Below are 12,507 nucleotides of genomic sequence, written 5' to 3'. Positions count from 1 at the left end.
TCTAAGGCTATGCCTTCACCTCGGGGAGCTCGCTGAGGCATGTGGTGTAACGGGGGCTGAGCTGCTCCCGCTTCATCATCCATTCCTGGGTATCCCGGCCGCGGGCTGCGAAGTAGACCTTGCCCAGTCGCCCATGATTGATCTTGTCGATGACCTGCATCAGCGCCTCGCTGCGCGGTGACTGCTGCTCCGCAGCGAACAGGTCGCCCTGCTGCGTGTGGGCCGGGGTGAAGTCGGCCAGCATGATACCCCCCTTCTGATAACGTTGCTCATCGCGCCAGATCCTGGGAAGTAGTTGGGGGATCAGGGCCAGCAGCGCCCGGGTGTCATTGGTGGGCATGGCCAGCTTGGTGCTCACCTGGTTGCCGTAGTAGGGGGCCTTGTCGCTAAACGGGCTCGTGCGGATGAACAGGGTGACGTGGCGGCAGCACATCCCTTCCCCCCGGAGCTTCTCAGCTGCCCGCTCCATGTAGCCAGCCAGCGCCTGGTGCATAGGGCCGATCTGGGTGATGCGCTCCCCAAAGCTGCGTGAGCAGATGATCTGCTGCTTGGTCTGGGCCTCTTGCTCCAGCTCGGCACAGGGGATCCCCCGCAGCTCCTGCACCGTGCGTTCGACCACCACGCCATACCGGCGGCGCAGCACCTTGGGGTCAGCAGCAACCAGGTCCGCCACCGTCTTGATGCCCTGAGCCTCCAACTTGGCCGACAACCGCCGGCCAATGCCCCACACCTCCTCGATCGGGGTGATGGCCATCAGCCTGGCGCGCCGCCCTTCATCCCGCAGATCCACCACGCCCCCGGTCGCCGGCCACTTCTTGGCGGCGTAGTTCGCCAGCTTGGCCAGGGTCTTTGTTGGGGCAATACCCACCCCGACGGTGAGACCCGTCCACTGCAGCACCCGCTCGCGGACTTGGCGGCCATACTCCGCCAGATCGCCCGCCCATCTATCGCTCAGCTCGATGAACGCTTCATCGATGCTGTATACCTCCACCGCCGGGGCCATCCCCTCCAGAATGCTCATCACCCGCTGGCTCATGTCACCGTAGAGCGCGTAGTTGCTAGAGAACCAGACCCCGCCCATGGCCTCAAAGAACTGGCGGATCTGGAAGTAGGGGACCCCCATCTTGATGCCGAGCGCCTTGGCCTCCGCTGAGCGGGCCACCACACAGCCATCGTTGTTGGAGAGCACCACTATGGGGCGCCCCTTCAAGTCAGGCCTGAACAGCCGCTCGCATGAGGCGTAGAAGTTGTTCACATCGACCAGGGCAACAGCGCAGTGTTTGTTCATGGGGTTGGCATCAGGTGCACGACACCGGTCACCACTCCGAAGATTTCCAGCTCCTGCCCCTCACTGAAATGGATGGGCCGATATGCCCGGTTGCCAGGCAGTAGCGCTATCGAGGGCTCAAGCTGCAGCTCCTTCACCGTGAATTCGCCATCGACCGCGGCGACCACCACACTGCCATGGCGCGCCTTGCGGCTGCGGTCCACTATCAGCAGGTCACCATCACGGATCCCGTGATCCACCATGCTGTCGCCGGCCGCTCGAACGAAGTAGGTTGCGGCCGGGTGCGCGATGCAGAGCTGGTTCAGGTCGATGGTTTGCTCCACGTAGTCCTGGGCGGGGGACGGGAAGCCACAGGCGGCCGGGGAGAGGAACAGGGGGATTTCCAACGCCGGGGCGTCAAGGTCGGGAACTGCGTACATGTTTGGAGCTCTATTGTGCTGTATATAAATACAGTATAGCTGCGCCAACGATGAAGATCATCATGGAGCGATTGACTCCGGATTGAGGTAAAATATCGGCAATTTCAGAGCGTGGAGTCGCCAATGTCGTTCAACCTGTGTTCCCTGCCGAAAGAAGAGCAGGAGAGAGTGGAAATCGAAAAAGCCGCCGCCTACGCGGTGTGGAAGGAGCGGAACCCAGAGATCAAGATCCCAGCCGAGAGCGAGGCAGGGAACTACAAGGGGGAGATGCAGGCCTACTTCCTGCAACAGGTAGAGCGGTACCGGAAGGTGAAGTAAGGTGCATATGACCCAGGAAACTGAAGGGCTAAATGCGTTGGTGAAAAGGGCAAGTGATAGGCATCACAAGCCATATTATGACTGGATAAGGAATGTCATCACCCTGTCAGTTGCAGCTTTAACCAGTCTCGTCGCGCTTCAGCAAAGCTACATCCCCAAAGAGCCAAAATTCATCTGGATGTTGGCGCTGTGCTGGATCGCCTTGTTGTGCACGATCCTCGCAGGGATATATGCGCTTCGGTCAGAATTCATGTCTTACTTGGACTCTATAGATGCCCTGAATATGATGAGAAGAGAGAAAGGGGACGCAGCGGTAGCGCTGGAGATTCAGAGGTCGGGTTTAACCGCAAAGCCTAATCGTTGGCATCGTCTGGCAGTAAAGATCATGCAGTGGTCATTCGTGATGGCGCTATGCGCACTTAGCATGTTTGCGGTATTGAACCTCCCCATGCCGTAATGTCCGACAGTCGCGCGCTGGTTGAATCCACGCCGCCCCAGCGTTAGTATTGCTCAAAGATGGCCAGAGTCCCCGTGACCCTGGCCTTTTTCATTTCTGGCCCGCCTCGTGCGGGCTTTGTCGTTTCTGGAGGGGCGATGACGCCTGACAAGGATCCACAGAACTACAGCGTGCTCGCCTATCTGGCATTCGGCGGGTTGAGCGTGTGGGGCGGATTGGTGACCTACATACAGACGGTGAAACGCGAGGGAAGACAGTTCCGGTGGGCCGAGGCGCTGCTGCAGGTGGTGGTGTCAGGGTTCGCCGGCATGCTGACCATGCTGCTGAGCTGGTACATCGCGGCCCCATTGCCCCTGTGTGGCTTCATGGCCGGCTTGGCTGGCTTGATGGGGTCTAAGGCCCTGGAGTTGTATGAGCGCCGGGCAACCGGCTGGATGGGAGGAAAGGAGTGATGGCGCAAATGCGTTGGGTGGCAGAGGCCCGCCGGCATATCGGGCTGACGGAGATCAAGGGGCCGCAGCACAACCCCGAGATCGTGGCGATGTGGAAAGCAATCAAGCGGGGCGGTATCCGTGATGATGAAACCCCGTGGTGTGCCGCCTTTGTCGGGGCATGCCTGGAGCGGGTCGGCATTCAGTCTACCCGGTTTGAGGGGGCGCGTTCCTATGCCTCCTGGGGGGAGAAGCTGGAAGCGCCGGTTGCAGGCTGTGTGGTTGTGTTCTCCCGGGATGGTGGCGGGCACGTCGGGTTCGTAGTGGGGCAGGACAAAGCCGGCAATCTGCTGGTGCTGGGCGGTAACCAAGCGGATGCCGTGAACGTGAAGGCTTTTCCGCGCTCCCGGGTGACAGCATACCGCTGGCCAGCCGGTGAACCAGTACCGACGGGTGAGCTGCCGGTGATGGCCGCGGCCGAGTTCTCGAAGTCAGAGGTATAGGCGAAAGCCTTGCCAATATCGCCGGGCGACCGGTAACAGCAGAGAGGAGAGCGCGATGGAGCACATCGTTGAGGTGGTCATCAACTGGATTGTCATCCTGATGGCTGTAGTGGGCGGCGCGTCCATGGTGGTACAGGGGCTGGCCAAGATCGCAGCCGTCACCCCGTCCACTCGGGACGACGAGGTTATCGGAAAGGTGCAAGCCTTTCTGGTCGGCCTGACCAAGGTGCTGGACAAGCTGGCAATGAACCTGCCGGCTGAGAAGGCGAGGAAGCAATAGCATGAACGGCCTGCTCGAACTGCTCGATATTCTAACGGCCCTTCTGGGCCGTTGGCTTAAGCAGGAGAGGGCAAGGAAGGTGCAGGAAAGCCATGACAAGAATCATGCTGATCCACAAGGGCGCTTTGCTGAGCGCTTCGGTGCTGTTTCTGGCCAGTTGCCAGTCGTCCCCGAGTCAACCAGCAAACTGCCCGCCACCAAGCCCCAGGCTGACATGGAGCCCCGCCAATAACGGCGGGGTTTGTCTTTCTGGGGAATCCACAGCTGACCTACTGGACTATCTCGATGCATTGGAGCGATGCAGTGGTTAATGGCATTACCGTGACCGGGGTGATCACCAACGTGGTGAAGTATGACGGTTGTCATGCCCTGGTCGTCCTGAACACCGGCGTCTCCGTCGTGGTACCGGCAACCCATGAGCCAGTACCTGGTGATGCCATCGTTGAAGGCGAGCTATCCATCTAAATGGCAAAGACCGACTGGGCACAGCTCAATGCAGAGTTCCTGCAAGAGCATGAAGCGACAGGCATCAGTGCGAAAGACTGGTGTGACAGCCGCGGCCTGAACTACAACTCGGCGCGTCGCTATTTGAAATCCCGGGGGCAATCCCCTGCGCAACCTGATAAATCTCGCGTAGCTGCGCAAACTGCGCATTCCGAAGTGCGCAAAACTGCGCAATCTGCGCAAAGTGCGCAAGCCAAAGGGAATGAGGCCAAGGCGAAAGGGGGAGAGGGAAGAGGGGAGAAGTCATCCTCATCCACACAATCTCAGCCCGAGCCGGACCAGACCTCGAAAAACAAAGGGCGGGATGGTGCTGGCCGCTTCGTCCGAGGCGAGTATGAAGGCAACCCGAACCCGCCCGCCAACATCAAGCCCGGCATGCAGATAGCCAAGACCCACGGTGGTTACGCCAAGTTCCTCGATGCAGAGGAGCTGTTCGACCAGGCCCGCGAGCTGCAGCTACGTGATGAGCTGGAGTTCACTCGGGCGCGCGTTATCTCCGTCACCAAGCTGCTCAAGGGGCTGCAGCAGGACCTGGTCACCGCCACCGAGATGACCGACCGGATAGCGCTCTATGACAAGATCCTGAAAGCCGAGCAAGCCCTCGACCGGAACATCCAGCGGATTGAGTCCATCGAGCGGACCCTGAGCGCCCTGATGGTTGATGCCGTAAACGTACCAAAGATCGAGGAGGATACCCGTCGCATCCGGGCTGCAACTCGTAAGCTGACCGCCGAGGCAGACCGGCTCGAGAAGGATGGTGGCAGCGAGGCAACGCCCGTCAGTGAGATGGTGACTGAGCTGCAGGGGATGGGGACTGGGGGGCTGATGAATCCGAAATAAATTTGTTATGATTGCGCTTCTATCAGCTGGGAAAATATTCATGAAAACAGAGTATATGAATATCGCTATTTTGATTCTTACCACCTGCACTTGTTTGGTTGCATTTTCACAGATGAGAATTGCAAGCGCCAAAACAAGGCTGGACCTTTATAATAAACGCTTTTCGATATATTTGACTGCGCTCGATTACTATCAGGCATTATGGCTAGAGCATTCCGAGGAAAGCGTTAAGAGCATAAAAGAAAAGGCAATGTCTTTTACGAAAGCATATAGAGAATCACAGTTCCTCTTTGATGCCGAGAGTGGTGTATATGAAATTCTTGGTGAGATGCAACAGCATGGAAGCACAATGTCCTATTACATAAAAAGACGCGTGGAGTGCGACGCGCTGAATTTAGAGGACCGTAGTGACCTGCTAGCTCTGTTGGCTGCATATAATGAATCATTCCCTCTTTTTGAAATGAAGCTTAAGTCCTTGGAGTTGAAGATGAAGAGGTATCTTGATTTTTCAAAAATTGATGGGTGGCGTTTGGTTTGACGGTTATCCATAAAAATTAACTTTTATAGATATAATTCCAACCCGCTTCGGCGGGTTTTTTATTGCCTGAGATTCACCAATGACAGAACTCGATACCTCCGCCATGACTGAGCAGGAGCAGATGGCCTACATCCGCTCGAAGCTCAGCGATAAGTGGTGGCGGATGAACAACCTCTACATGATCGAGAACGAACAGGGCAAGCTGGTGCGCTTCCGGTTGCGCCCGGCACAGGAGCTGCTGTTTCGGACCATGTGGTACCTGAACATCATCCTCAAGGCACGCCAGCTCGGGTTCTCCACCGCCATCGATATCTACCTGCTGGACGAGGCGCTGTTCAACAAGAACATCAAGTGCGGGATCATCGCCCAGGACCTGACGGCCGCCGGCGAGATCTACCGCACCAAGATTGAAGTCCCGTTCGATAACCTGCCGGGCTGGCTCAAGGCCCAATTCAAGGTGGTGACCCGGCGGGGCGGGGCGAATGGCGGGCACATCCTGTTCCGTCATGGCTCCAGCATTCAGGTGGCCACCTCCTTCCGCTCCGGTACCGTCCAGCGCTTGCATGTCTCCGAGCACGGGAAGATTTGCGCCAAGTACCCCGAGAAGGCCAAGGAAGTGCGCACCGGTACCCTGCAGGCAATCCACCCGGGCGCCGTGGCCTTCATCGAATCAACGGCAGAGGGCGTGGGCGGCGACTTCCACGCCATGAGCATGAAGTCCCTCGAGCTGGCCCGGGCCTCCGGTGAGCTCAGCCAGCTCGACTGGAAGTTCCACTTCTTCGCCTGGTGGCAGGACCCCAAGTATCGTGCCGACGTGCCGGCATCCGGCGTTGTGATGAGCAAGACCCAGGCAGAGTATTTCGCCGCGGTCGAGAAGGCGATGGATTGCACCATTACCGACGAGCAGCGGCAGTGGTACGTGCTGAAAGAGTCCACTCTGGGTGCCGAGATGAAGCAGGAGTTCCCCAGCACGCCGCTGGAGGCCTTCCTGACCTCTGGGCGCCGGGTGTTCGACCCCATCCATACCATGGATGCAGAGGGCGATTGCATGGCCCCGCTCATCGTCTACGACATCGACCCGGGGACCGGCAAGCGGGAGAAGGCGCGCAAGCCAGAGAAGCTGGACGAGCAGGGGCAGCGCTCCCTCGAGAACATGCTGCTGGTCTGGGAGCTGCCAGACCCTGACGAGGATTACGCCATCGGCGCCGACGTGGCGGAAGGGCTGGAGCACGGCGACCGTTCAAGCCTCGACGTGACCGCCAAGAGCGACGGCCGGCAGGTGGCCCACTGGTTCGGGCACCTCGATCCTGGGTTGTTTGCCCAGTTGCTGGCCCACGTCGGCCGCTTCTACGGTACCGCAGAGCATGGCCCGGCCTACATCGGCCCGGAGCGCAACAACCACGGTCACGCCGTGCTGCTCAAGCTCCGTGAGATCTACCCGACCCGGCGCATCTACACCCAGGAGCACCTCGACCGGGACCGCGACGACGAGACGCCGCGCCTCGGCTGGCTCACTACCAGGCAGTCCAAGCCGATCCTGGTTGATGGCCTCAAGGCCCTGCTGCGTGCCGGGCAGTCCGGGATCCGCTGGATAGGCACCGTTCACGAGGCAACCACCTACGTCTACGACAAGAGCGGCAGCATGAACGCCCAGGACGGCTGCTACGACGACCAGCTGATGAGCTACATGATTGCCCAAGAGATGCGCGCCCGGATGCCGGCCCGCATCGTCAAACCCGAAACCTCCCGCAAACCCAAGCACTGGATGGCCAACTGATGATCAACGCCCAACCCAAGGCCCCTGAGAAAGGTGGCCTCGATACCCCGCGACTGCTCAAATTGATGAGCGATATCAACGGCCAGCCTGACTGGCGCTCAATGGCGAACCGGGCTTGCGCCTACTACGACGGGGACCAACTGCCCCCTGAGGTGGTCAAGGTGCTCAAGGAGCGGGGCCAGCCCATCACTATCCACAACCTCATCGCCCCGACTATTGATGGCGTGCTGGGGATGGAGGCCAAGAGCCGCACCGATCTGATGGTGATCGCCGACGACCACGACGATGAGCTCGAGCAGCTGGCCGAGGCCGTCAATGCCGAATACGCCGACATGTGCCGCCTGGGCGGACTGGATCGCGCCCGAGGCGAGGCCTACGGCGGCCAGATAAAGACCGGCATGGGCTGGGTGGAGGTCTGCCGGCGCGATGACCCGTTCGGTCCGCGCTACAAGTTCAGTAACGTCCATCGTGATGAGGTCTATTGGGACTGGCACAGCCGAGAGCCGGACCTGAGCGACTGCCGCTGGCTGATGCGCCGCCGCTGGGTCGATCTGGATGAGGCCAAGACCATGTTCCCGAGCAAGGCTCAAGCGTTGGAGTGGGGCGTGAATGACTGGGCGGGGGTTGTCAGCTTGAGCGCCGTAGAGGGGCTCGACCCCAACCTGGTCAGCGCTTACGACGAATGGAGCCAGTTCAGTGGTAAGGAGGTGGAGTGGTGCAGCCGTGAGCGGGATCGGGTGTTGCTGCAGGTGGTCTACTACCGCACCTATACCATGCGGCAGGTGCTGATGCTCGATTCTGGCCGGGCGCTGGAGTACGACAAGACCAATCAGTTGCACCTGGCCGCGCTCGCCATGGGCCGGGCCAGGCTGGAACGCTGCCCGGTGGCCGTGATCCGGGAGTCCTGGTTTGTCGGCCCCCATCATCTGGTTGACCGTCCCTGTACTGCGCCCCACAACATGTATCCGCTGGTGCCGTTCTGGGGATACCGGAAAGACCGCACCGGTGAGCCATACGGCCTGATTGCTCGGGCCATGCCGGCGCAAGACGAGGTTAACCTGCGGCGAATCAAGCTGACGTTCTTGCTGCAGGCCAAGCGCGTCATCATGGACAAGGATGCCACGAACATGAGCCGGGATCAAGTGCTTGAGCAGGTTGAGCGCCCGGATGGCTATATCGAGCTCAACCCGGACCGCGCCAACAAGACCAGCGTGAGCGACGCCTTCAAGGTTGAGCAGGACTTCAACGTGGCGGCCCAGCAGTTCCAGGTGATGCAAGACTCGGTGAAACTGATCCAGGACACCATGGGGGTTTATGCGGCCTTCTTGGGGCAGGGCTCAACCGGCCAGTCAGGGGTGGCCATCAGCAACCTGGTAGAGCAGGGCGCTACGACACTCTCCGAGATCAACGACAACTACCGAATGGGCTGCCAGCAGGTGGGGCAGCTGGCTCTGGCATACCTGCTGGAGGATATGGCCAACAAGCGCAACTACAAGGTGACGGTGAACCGTGACGATCCGCGCCGGCGCAAAGCGGTGGTCCTCAACGTGGAGCAAGAGGATGGCAAGCTGACCAACGACGTGACCAGGCTGCGAGCTCATATCGCCCTGGCGCCGATCCAGCAAACCGCCGCTTACAAGCAGCAGCTGGCCGAACGGATGACCCAGGCTATGGCCCAGTTGCCGCCAGAGGCCGCAGCAGCATGCTTTGACCTGCTGGTCGAGCTGATGGATGTACCGCGCAAGGCCGAGTTTGTGGAGCGGATCCGCAATGCCCTGAACATCCAGAAAGACCCGGAGGAAATGAACGATGAGGAGCGTGCCGCAGCAGAGCTGCAGGCTCAGCAGGCCCAGATGCAGCAGGAGCTGGCAATGCGCGAGATGCAGGCCAAGCTGGCAGAGTTGGAAGGCAAGGCCGCCAAGTGGCAGGCAGAGGCCCAGCGCATCGCCAAGCTTACCGACTCCATCCGCTTCGAGGACGCCCTCAAGCAGGCCCAGACCGGCAAGACGCTGCAGGAGATGGAGCAGCTGGCAGCCCAGCAGGAGGCGATGCAGACCGAGCAGGCAGCCATGCAGGCTCAGCTGTTGGACACCATTCAGCAGCAGATAGACGCGATCGCGCTCTGATAGTTGCTTTCCTGATCGCCCAGCGTTACGATTTCTCCAACATGGCCCAGTCTCTCGAGATTGGGCCTTTTTCGTTGGTAGAAATGACAGTAGAGCCTGCCTTCCATCTTCGGTACTGTCTCATTTGAGTGTAGCAACTCCCGTGCTTATGCCATTGCCCGCCTTCCGCGGGCTTTTTTATAACCAGCCTCGAGCTGGTTTTTTTGTGCCCAGCCCCAGCCGGGGAGCGCTCTTTCAGAGAACCTTCCCCCGCTTGGGCAGCGATACCACCCACTGAAAACCCACGAGGACAACCATGGATACGAACATCGACAACCTGACCGGGACTGAAAGCCTGGACGAACTGGAAGCCATGCTGGAGGCGATCGAGCGCGAGCCCGATGCCGAGCTGGATAATGGCACTGGCACCAAGCAAACGGACGTAGAGCAACCCGCGCCGTCGGCGGGCGAGGTGGCAGCCGGTCACGAACAAGCCAGCACCGAGCAGGGCGGTGAAGGGGCCACGGAGCCTGAGAAGGTGATCCTGGCCAAGAATGGTCAACACACCATCCCGTATGAAGTGCTGGAGCAGGCGCGCAATGAAGCCAAGCAACTGCGTGAGCAGTTGGCATTATCGCAGCAGGCCCAGGCTGAACGGGACAAACTGCAGGCGCTGATGGAGAAGCACGGGATCAACCCCGATGTGGACCCCGACGACATCAGTCAGGAGGAGCTCGAGCAGTTGGCGCAGGACTACCCCGATCTCGGCAAGTCCATCGCAGCCATTGCTCGTAAGCTCCAAAAGCTGGAGCCACAAGCAGCCCCGCAGCAGGTTCAACCCACACTCACCCCGGTGCAGGCCGCACTGCAGGCGGTACCTGATCTGGTGAGCTGGCGGGAAAAGGACCAGGACCGTTTCGACTTCGCCATCATCGTCGATGAAAAGCTCCAGGCTGACCCAGCGTGGCAAGCCAAGTCGCTGGATGAGCGATTCGCAGAGGCTGCTCGCCGTACCAAACTGGCCTTTGGCGATGCCGTGGACACCGCGCCACCTCCCGCTAAGGCACCCAGCAAGGAAGCGGAAAAGCCTACTGACCACATCCCGTCCAGTCCATCAGCCTTGGGCCAAACCCATCACGCGCCGGCTACCGGTGTTGAGCGTTATAGCGCCATGTCCCAGACCGAGCTGGTCGGGGAGTTCGGCAACATGACCGACGCCCAGATTGACGCCCTGCTGGAACAGTCCGGGCTTTAACCCACAACCCATCTAAACAAGCCAACCCCGACCACTGTGTCGGGGTTTTTATTTTCATGTAGGAGAGGATCATGACCCAAGTCACCTCGGCTCAAGCCAACAAGATTATGCAGGCCGCCCTGTTTACGACGGCCAACCGTTCCCACTCGCTGGTGAACATGCTGACCGAAGAGGCCCCCAAGGGCGCCAAAGTCAACGGCGGCAAGCAGACCAGCGCCGGTGCTCCGGTGGTCCGCATCACTGATCTCAGCAAGGGGGCGGGCGAAGAAGTAGACATGCAGCTGTTCCACCAACTGTCTGGCCGCCCGACCATGGGTGACAAGAAGCTGGCTGGACGTCTGGAGAGCATGTCCTTCGCCGACTTCTCGCTCAAGATCAACCAGACCCGCCATGGTGTGGATGCCGGCGGCAAGATGAGCCAGAAGCGCACCAAGCACGACTTGATCAAGACGGCTCGCGTGCTGTTGGGTGATGGCTACTACGGCCGCCTGGTTGACCAGCGCGGTTTTGCCCAGCTGGCCGGAGCTCGCGGCGATTACTCGGCAACCGACATCATCCTGCCGCTGGCTGATGATCCCGAGTTTTCGGAGATCATGATCAACCCGCTGACCGCGCCGACCTACGAGCGCCACTTCTTCGGCGGGGATGCTACCACCTTCGAAGCCATCGACGCCGCGGACCGGTTCAATCTCGGCTGCGTGGACAACATGGCGCTCTATCTGTCCGAGATGGCCAACCCCATTCAACCGATCCGCATGGTGGCAGACCCCTCCGGCGGCGAGCCGCTCTATGTGCTCTACGTCACCCCGCGCCAATGGCACGACTTCTACACCTCCAGCTCCGGTAAAGACTGGAATGCCATGCTGGCCGCGGTGGCAGAGCGCGCCAATGGCTGGAAGCACCCCATCTTCCGTGGTGAAGGTGCGATGTGGCGGGGCATCTTGGTCAAGCAGTACAAGGGCATGCCGATCCGCTTCAACCAAGGCAGCGCCGTCAAGGTGTGCGCGACCAACTCCGCGACCGGGGTTGAAGTGGACAAGGTTGCCGGTACCACCATCGACCGCGCGGTGCTGCTGGGTGGCCAGGCGCTGGCCAATGCCTTCGGCTCTGGCGAGCAGGGTGGCTCCTTCGGTATGCACGAAGAGAAAACCGACCACGGCAACGCGACCGAGCTCTCCATCAACTGGGTGTCCGGTTTGCAGAAAATCCGCTTCAAGCAGCGCAACGGCAACATCCAAGACCATGGCTGCATGGTGCTGGATACCGCAGTGAGCCCCATCGGCCGCTAAGCCCTAAACCAGAGGGGGTAAGCGCCCCCTCCCTGTTTATCAGACCCAATAAGGAGCCATGTCATGGCCAAAACTACCCTGGTCGCCAAAGCGTACCGCTGGTTTGTCGGTGCGTTCGGCAACCTTTCCATCTCTCCTACCCTGATGGCCAAGTTGGCGGCGGTACCGGCCGGCGACGTCGTCGCGTTTGGCGACAAAGTGGAGCCCAACCTGAAAGTGGTGGGAGTCACGATGTTCAGCACTGCGCTGGGCGCGAGTACCACTATTACGGCCAAGATCGGCGACACCGTCATCATCAACGCCGAAGGCACGGTGACGGCGGTGGCCAAGTACATTCCAGTTGACGACCTGCTGACGGCACCTGACCAGGAGATCACCCTCACCATCGGCGGTGGTGCGGCAACGGGAACCGTCAAGCTCAAGCTGCACTATGAGGTGATCGGCAACCTGTAAGGCTGCCCGTCACGCCCGGCCCTGCGCCGGGCTTTTTCATTTCTGGATTG

At 60.0% G+C, this 12,507-nt stretch carries 16 protein-coding genes; 14 read left to right on the top strand and 2 right to left on the bottom strand.

Annotated elements, in window-relative coordinates:
- Window positions 1–7 precede the first annotated feature (7 nt).
- Window positions 8–1,288 carry a translesion error-prone DNA polymerase V subunit UmuC gene (gene umuC, locus ACPW75_RS10605; protein WP_077096178.1) on the bottom strand — a complete coding sequence of 427 codons (1,281 nt, stop codon included), beginning with the start codon at window positions 1,286–1,288 and terminating at the stop codon, window positions 8–10.
- Entirely contained in the window at window positions 1,285–1,707 is a 423-nt protein-coding gene (gene umuD / locus ACPW75_RS10600; protein ID WP_041215973.1) for a translesion error-prone DNA polymerase V autoproteolytic subunit, read from the bottom strand. The genes umuC and umuD overlap by 4 nt, the downstream gene beginning before the upstream one ends.
- A 123-nt stretch (window positions 1,708–1,830) precedes the next feature.
- Between umuD and ACPW75_RS10595 the strand changes: the two genes are divergently transcribed.
- From ACPW75_RS10595 to ACPW75_RS10530, 14 genes are all read left to right on the top strand, one after another.
- A complete protein-coding gene (locus ACPW75_RS10595) occupies window positions 1,831–2,025 on the top strand; it encodes a DUF3283 family protein (protein WP_047234867.1) in 195 nt (64 codons plus the stop codon).
- Between the two features lie 7 nt (window positions 2,026–2,032).
- Entirely contained in the window at window positions 2,033–2,482 is a 450-nt protein-coding gene (locus ACPW75_RS10590; protein WP_143238985.1) for a hypothetical protein, read from the top strand.
- Window positions 2,483–2,619: 137 nt separating this feature from the next.
- The gene (locus tag ACPW75_RS10585; protein ID WP_042880552.1) at window positions 2,620–2,934 is read left to right on the top strand and encodes a phage holin family protein; all 315 of its coding nucleotides are present in this window, start codon (window positions 2,620–2,622) and stop codon (window positions 2,932–2,934) included.
- Window positions 2,934–3,416 carry a TIGR02594 family protein gene (locus ACPW75_RS10580; protein ID WP_077096180.1) on the top strand — a complete coding sequence of 161 codons (483 nt, stop codon included), beginning with the start codon at window positions 2,934–2,936 and terminating at the stop codon, window positions 3,414–3,416. The genes ACPW75_RS10585 and ACPW75_RS10580 overlap by 1 nt, the downstream gene beginning before the upstream one ends.
- 55 nt (window positions 3,417–3,471) lie before the next feature.
- Window positions 3,472–3,696 (top strand): hypothetical protein, encoded by a 225-nt coding sequence (locus ACPW75_RS10575; protein ID WP_042880547.1) that lies wholly within the window; start codon window positions 3,472–3,474, stop codon window positions 3,694–3,696.
- Window position 3,697: 1 nt separating this feature from the next.
- Window positions 3,698–3,928, top strand: a complete 231-nt coding sequence (locus tag ACPW75_RS10570) for a hypothetical protein (protein ID WP_077096181.1) — start codon at window positions 3,698–3,700, stop codon at window positions 3,926–3,928.
- 71 nt (window positions 3,929–3,999) lie between these two features.
- Window positions 4,000–4,161, top strand: a complete 162-nt coding sequence (locus tag ACPW75_RS10565) for a hypothetical protein (protein ID WP_240687609.1) — start codon at window positions 4,000–4,002, stop codon at window positions 4,159–4,161.
- On the top strand, window positions 4,162–5,040 hold the full coding sequence (locus ACPW75_RS10560; protein ID WP_077096183.1) for a terminase: 879 nt from the start codon (window positions 4,162–4,164) through the stop codon (window positions 5,038–5,040).
- 40 nt (window positions 5,041–5,080) lie between these two features.
- Window positions 5,081–5,578: a hypothetical protein gene (locus ACPW75_RS10555; RefSeq protein ID WP_077096194.1), complete on the top strand. Its 498-nt coding sequence runs from the start codon at window positions 5,081–5,083 to the stop codon at window positions 5,576–5,578.
- A 79-nt stretch (window positions 5,579–5,657) separates the two neighbouring features.
- A complete protein-coding gene (locus tag ACPW75_RS10550) occupies window positions 5,658–7,355 on the top strand; it encodes a terminase (RefSeq protein WP_143238986.1) in 1,698 nt (565 codons plus the stop codon).
- Window positions 7,355–9,481, top strand: coding sequence for a portal protein (locus ACPW75_RS10545; protein ID WP_077096184.1), 2,127 nt, complete (start codon window positions 7,355–7,357; stop codon window positions 9,479–9,481). The genes ACPW75_RS10550 and ACPW75_RS10545 overlap by 1 nt, the downstream gene beginning before the upstream one ends.
- A 295-nt stretch (window positions 9,482–9,776) precedes the next feature.
- Window positions 9,777–10,715 carry a hypothetical protein gene (locus ACPW75_RS10540; RefSeq protein WP_077096185.1) on the top strand — a complete coding sequence of 313 codons (939 nt, stop codon included), beginning with the start codon at window positions 9,777–9,779 and terminating at the stop codon, window positions 10,713–10,715.
- A 71-nt stretch (window positions 10,716–10,786) separates the two neighbouring features.
- Window positions 10,787–12,004 carry a DUF4043 family protein gene (locus ACPW75_RS10535; RefSeq protein WP_425904451.1) on the top strand — a complete coding sequence of 406 codons (1,218 nt, stop codon included), beginning with the start codon at window positions 10,787–10,789 and terminating at the stop codon, window positions 12,002–12,004.
- 63 nt (window positions 12,005–12,067) lie between these two features.
- Complete coding sequence (locus tag ACPW75_RS10530; protein WP_077096186.1) at window positions 12,068–12,457, top strand: hypothetical protein; 390 nt, start codon at window positions 12,068–12,070, stop codon at window positions 12,455–12,457.
- Window positions 12,458–12,507 lie beyond the last annotated feature (50 nt).

Origin of the sequence: Aeromonas sp. FL131 (assembly GCF_049860615.1) — a bacterium.
Lineage (GTDB): Bacteria > Pseudomonadota > Gammaproteobacteria > Enterobacterales > Aeromonadaceae > Aeromonas > Aeromonas hydrophila.
Note: the sequence above shows the minus strand (reverse complement) of the source record. Positions and strands in the feature narration are given on the sequence as shown.

What these genes read in the sequence shown, in the direction of transcription:
- ACPW75_RS10570 (WP_077096181.1), top strand. Translation starts at nt 3,698, where the DNA reads ATGAACGGCCTGCTCGAACTGCTCGATATTCTAACGGCCCTTCTGGGC.
- ACPW75_RS10530 (WP_077096186.1), top strand. Translation starts at nt 12,068, where the DNA reads ATGGCCAAAACTACCCTGGTCGCCAAAGCGTACCGCTGGTTTGTCGGT.
- umuD (WP_041215973.1), bottom strand. Translation starts at nt 1,707, where the DNA reads ATGTACGCAGTTCCCGACCTTGACGCCCCGGCGTTGGAAATCCCCCTG.
- ACPW75_RS10540 (WP_077096185.1), top strand. Translation starts at nt 9,777, where the DNA reads ATGGATACGAACATCGACAACCTGACCGGGACTGAAAGCCTGGACGAA.
- ACPW75_RS10575 (WP_042880547.1), top strand. Translation starts at nt 3,472, where the DNA reads ATGGAGCACATCGTTGAGGTGGTCATCAACTGGATTGTCATCCTGATG.
- ACPW75_RS10550 (WP_143238986.1), top strand. Translation starts at nt 5,658, where the DNA reads ATGACAGAACTCGATACCTCCGCCATGACTGAGCAGGAGCAGATGGCC.
- ACPW75_RS10545 (WP_077096184.1), top strand. Translation starts at nt 7,355, where the DNA reads ATGATCAACGCCCAACCCAAGGCCCCTGAGAAAGGTGGCCTCGATACC.
- ACPW75_RS10580 (WP_077096180.1), top strand. Translation starts at nt 2,934, where the DNA reads ATGGCGCAAATGCGTTGGGTGGCAGAGGCCCGCCGGCATATCGGGCTG.
- ACPW75_RS10585 (WP_042880552.1), top strand. Translation starts at nt 2,620, where the DNA reads ATGACGCCTGACAAGGATCCACAGAACTACAGCGTGCTCGCCTATCTG.
- ACPW75_RS10595 (WP_047234867.1), top strand. Translation starts at nt 1,831, where the DNA reads ATGTCGTTCAACCTGTGTTCCCTGCCGAAAGAAGAGCAGGAGAGAGTG.
- ACPW75_RS10555 (WP_077096194.1), top strand. Translation starts at nt 5,081, where the DNA reads ATGAAAACAGAGTATATGAATATCGCTATTTTGATTCTTACCACCTGC.
- ACPW75_RS10535 (WP_425904451.1), top strand. Translation starts at nt 10,787, where the DNA reads ATGACCCAAGTCACCTCGGCTCAAGCCAACAAGATTATGCAGGCCGCC.
- umuC (WP_077096178.1), bottom strand. Translation starts at nt 1,288, where the DNA reads ATGAACAAACACTGCGCTGTTGCCCTGGTCGATGTGAACAACTTCTAC.
- ACPW75_RS10590 (WP_143238985.1), top strand. Translation starts at nt 2,033, where the DNA reads ATGACCCAGGAAACTGAAGGGCTAAATGCGTTGGTGAAAAGGGCAAGT.
- ACPW75_RS10560 (WP_077096183.1), top strand. Translation starts at nt 4,162, where the DNA reads ATGGCAAAGACCGACTGGGCACAGCTCAATGCAGAGTTCCTGCAAGAG.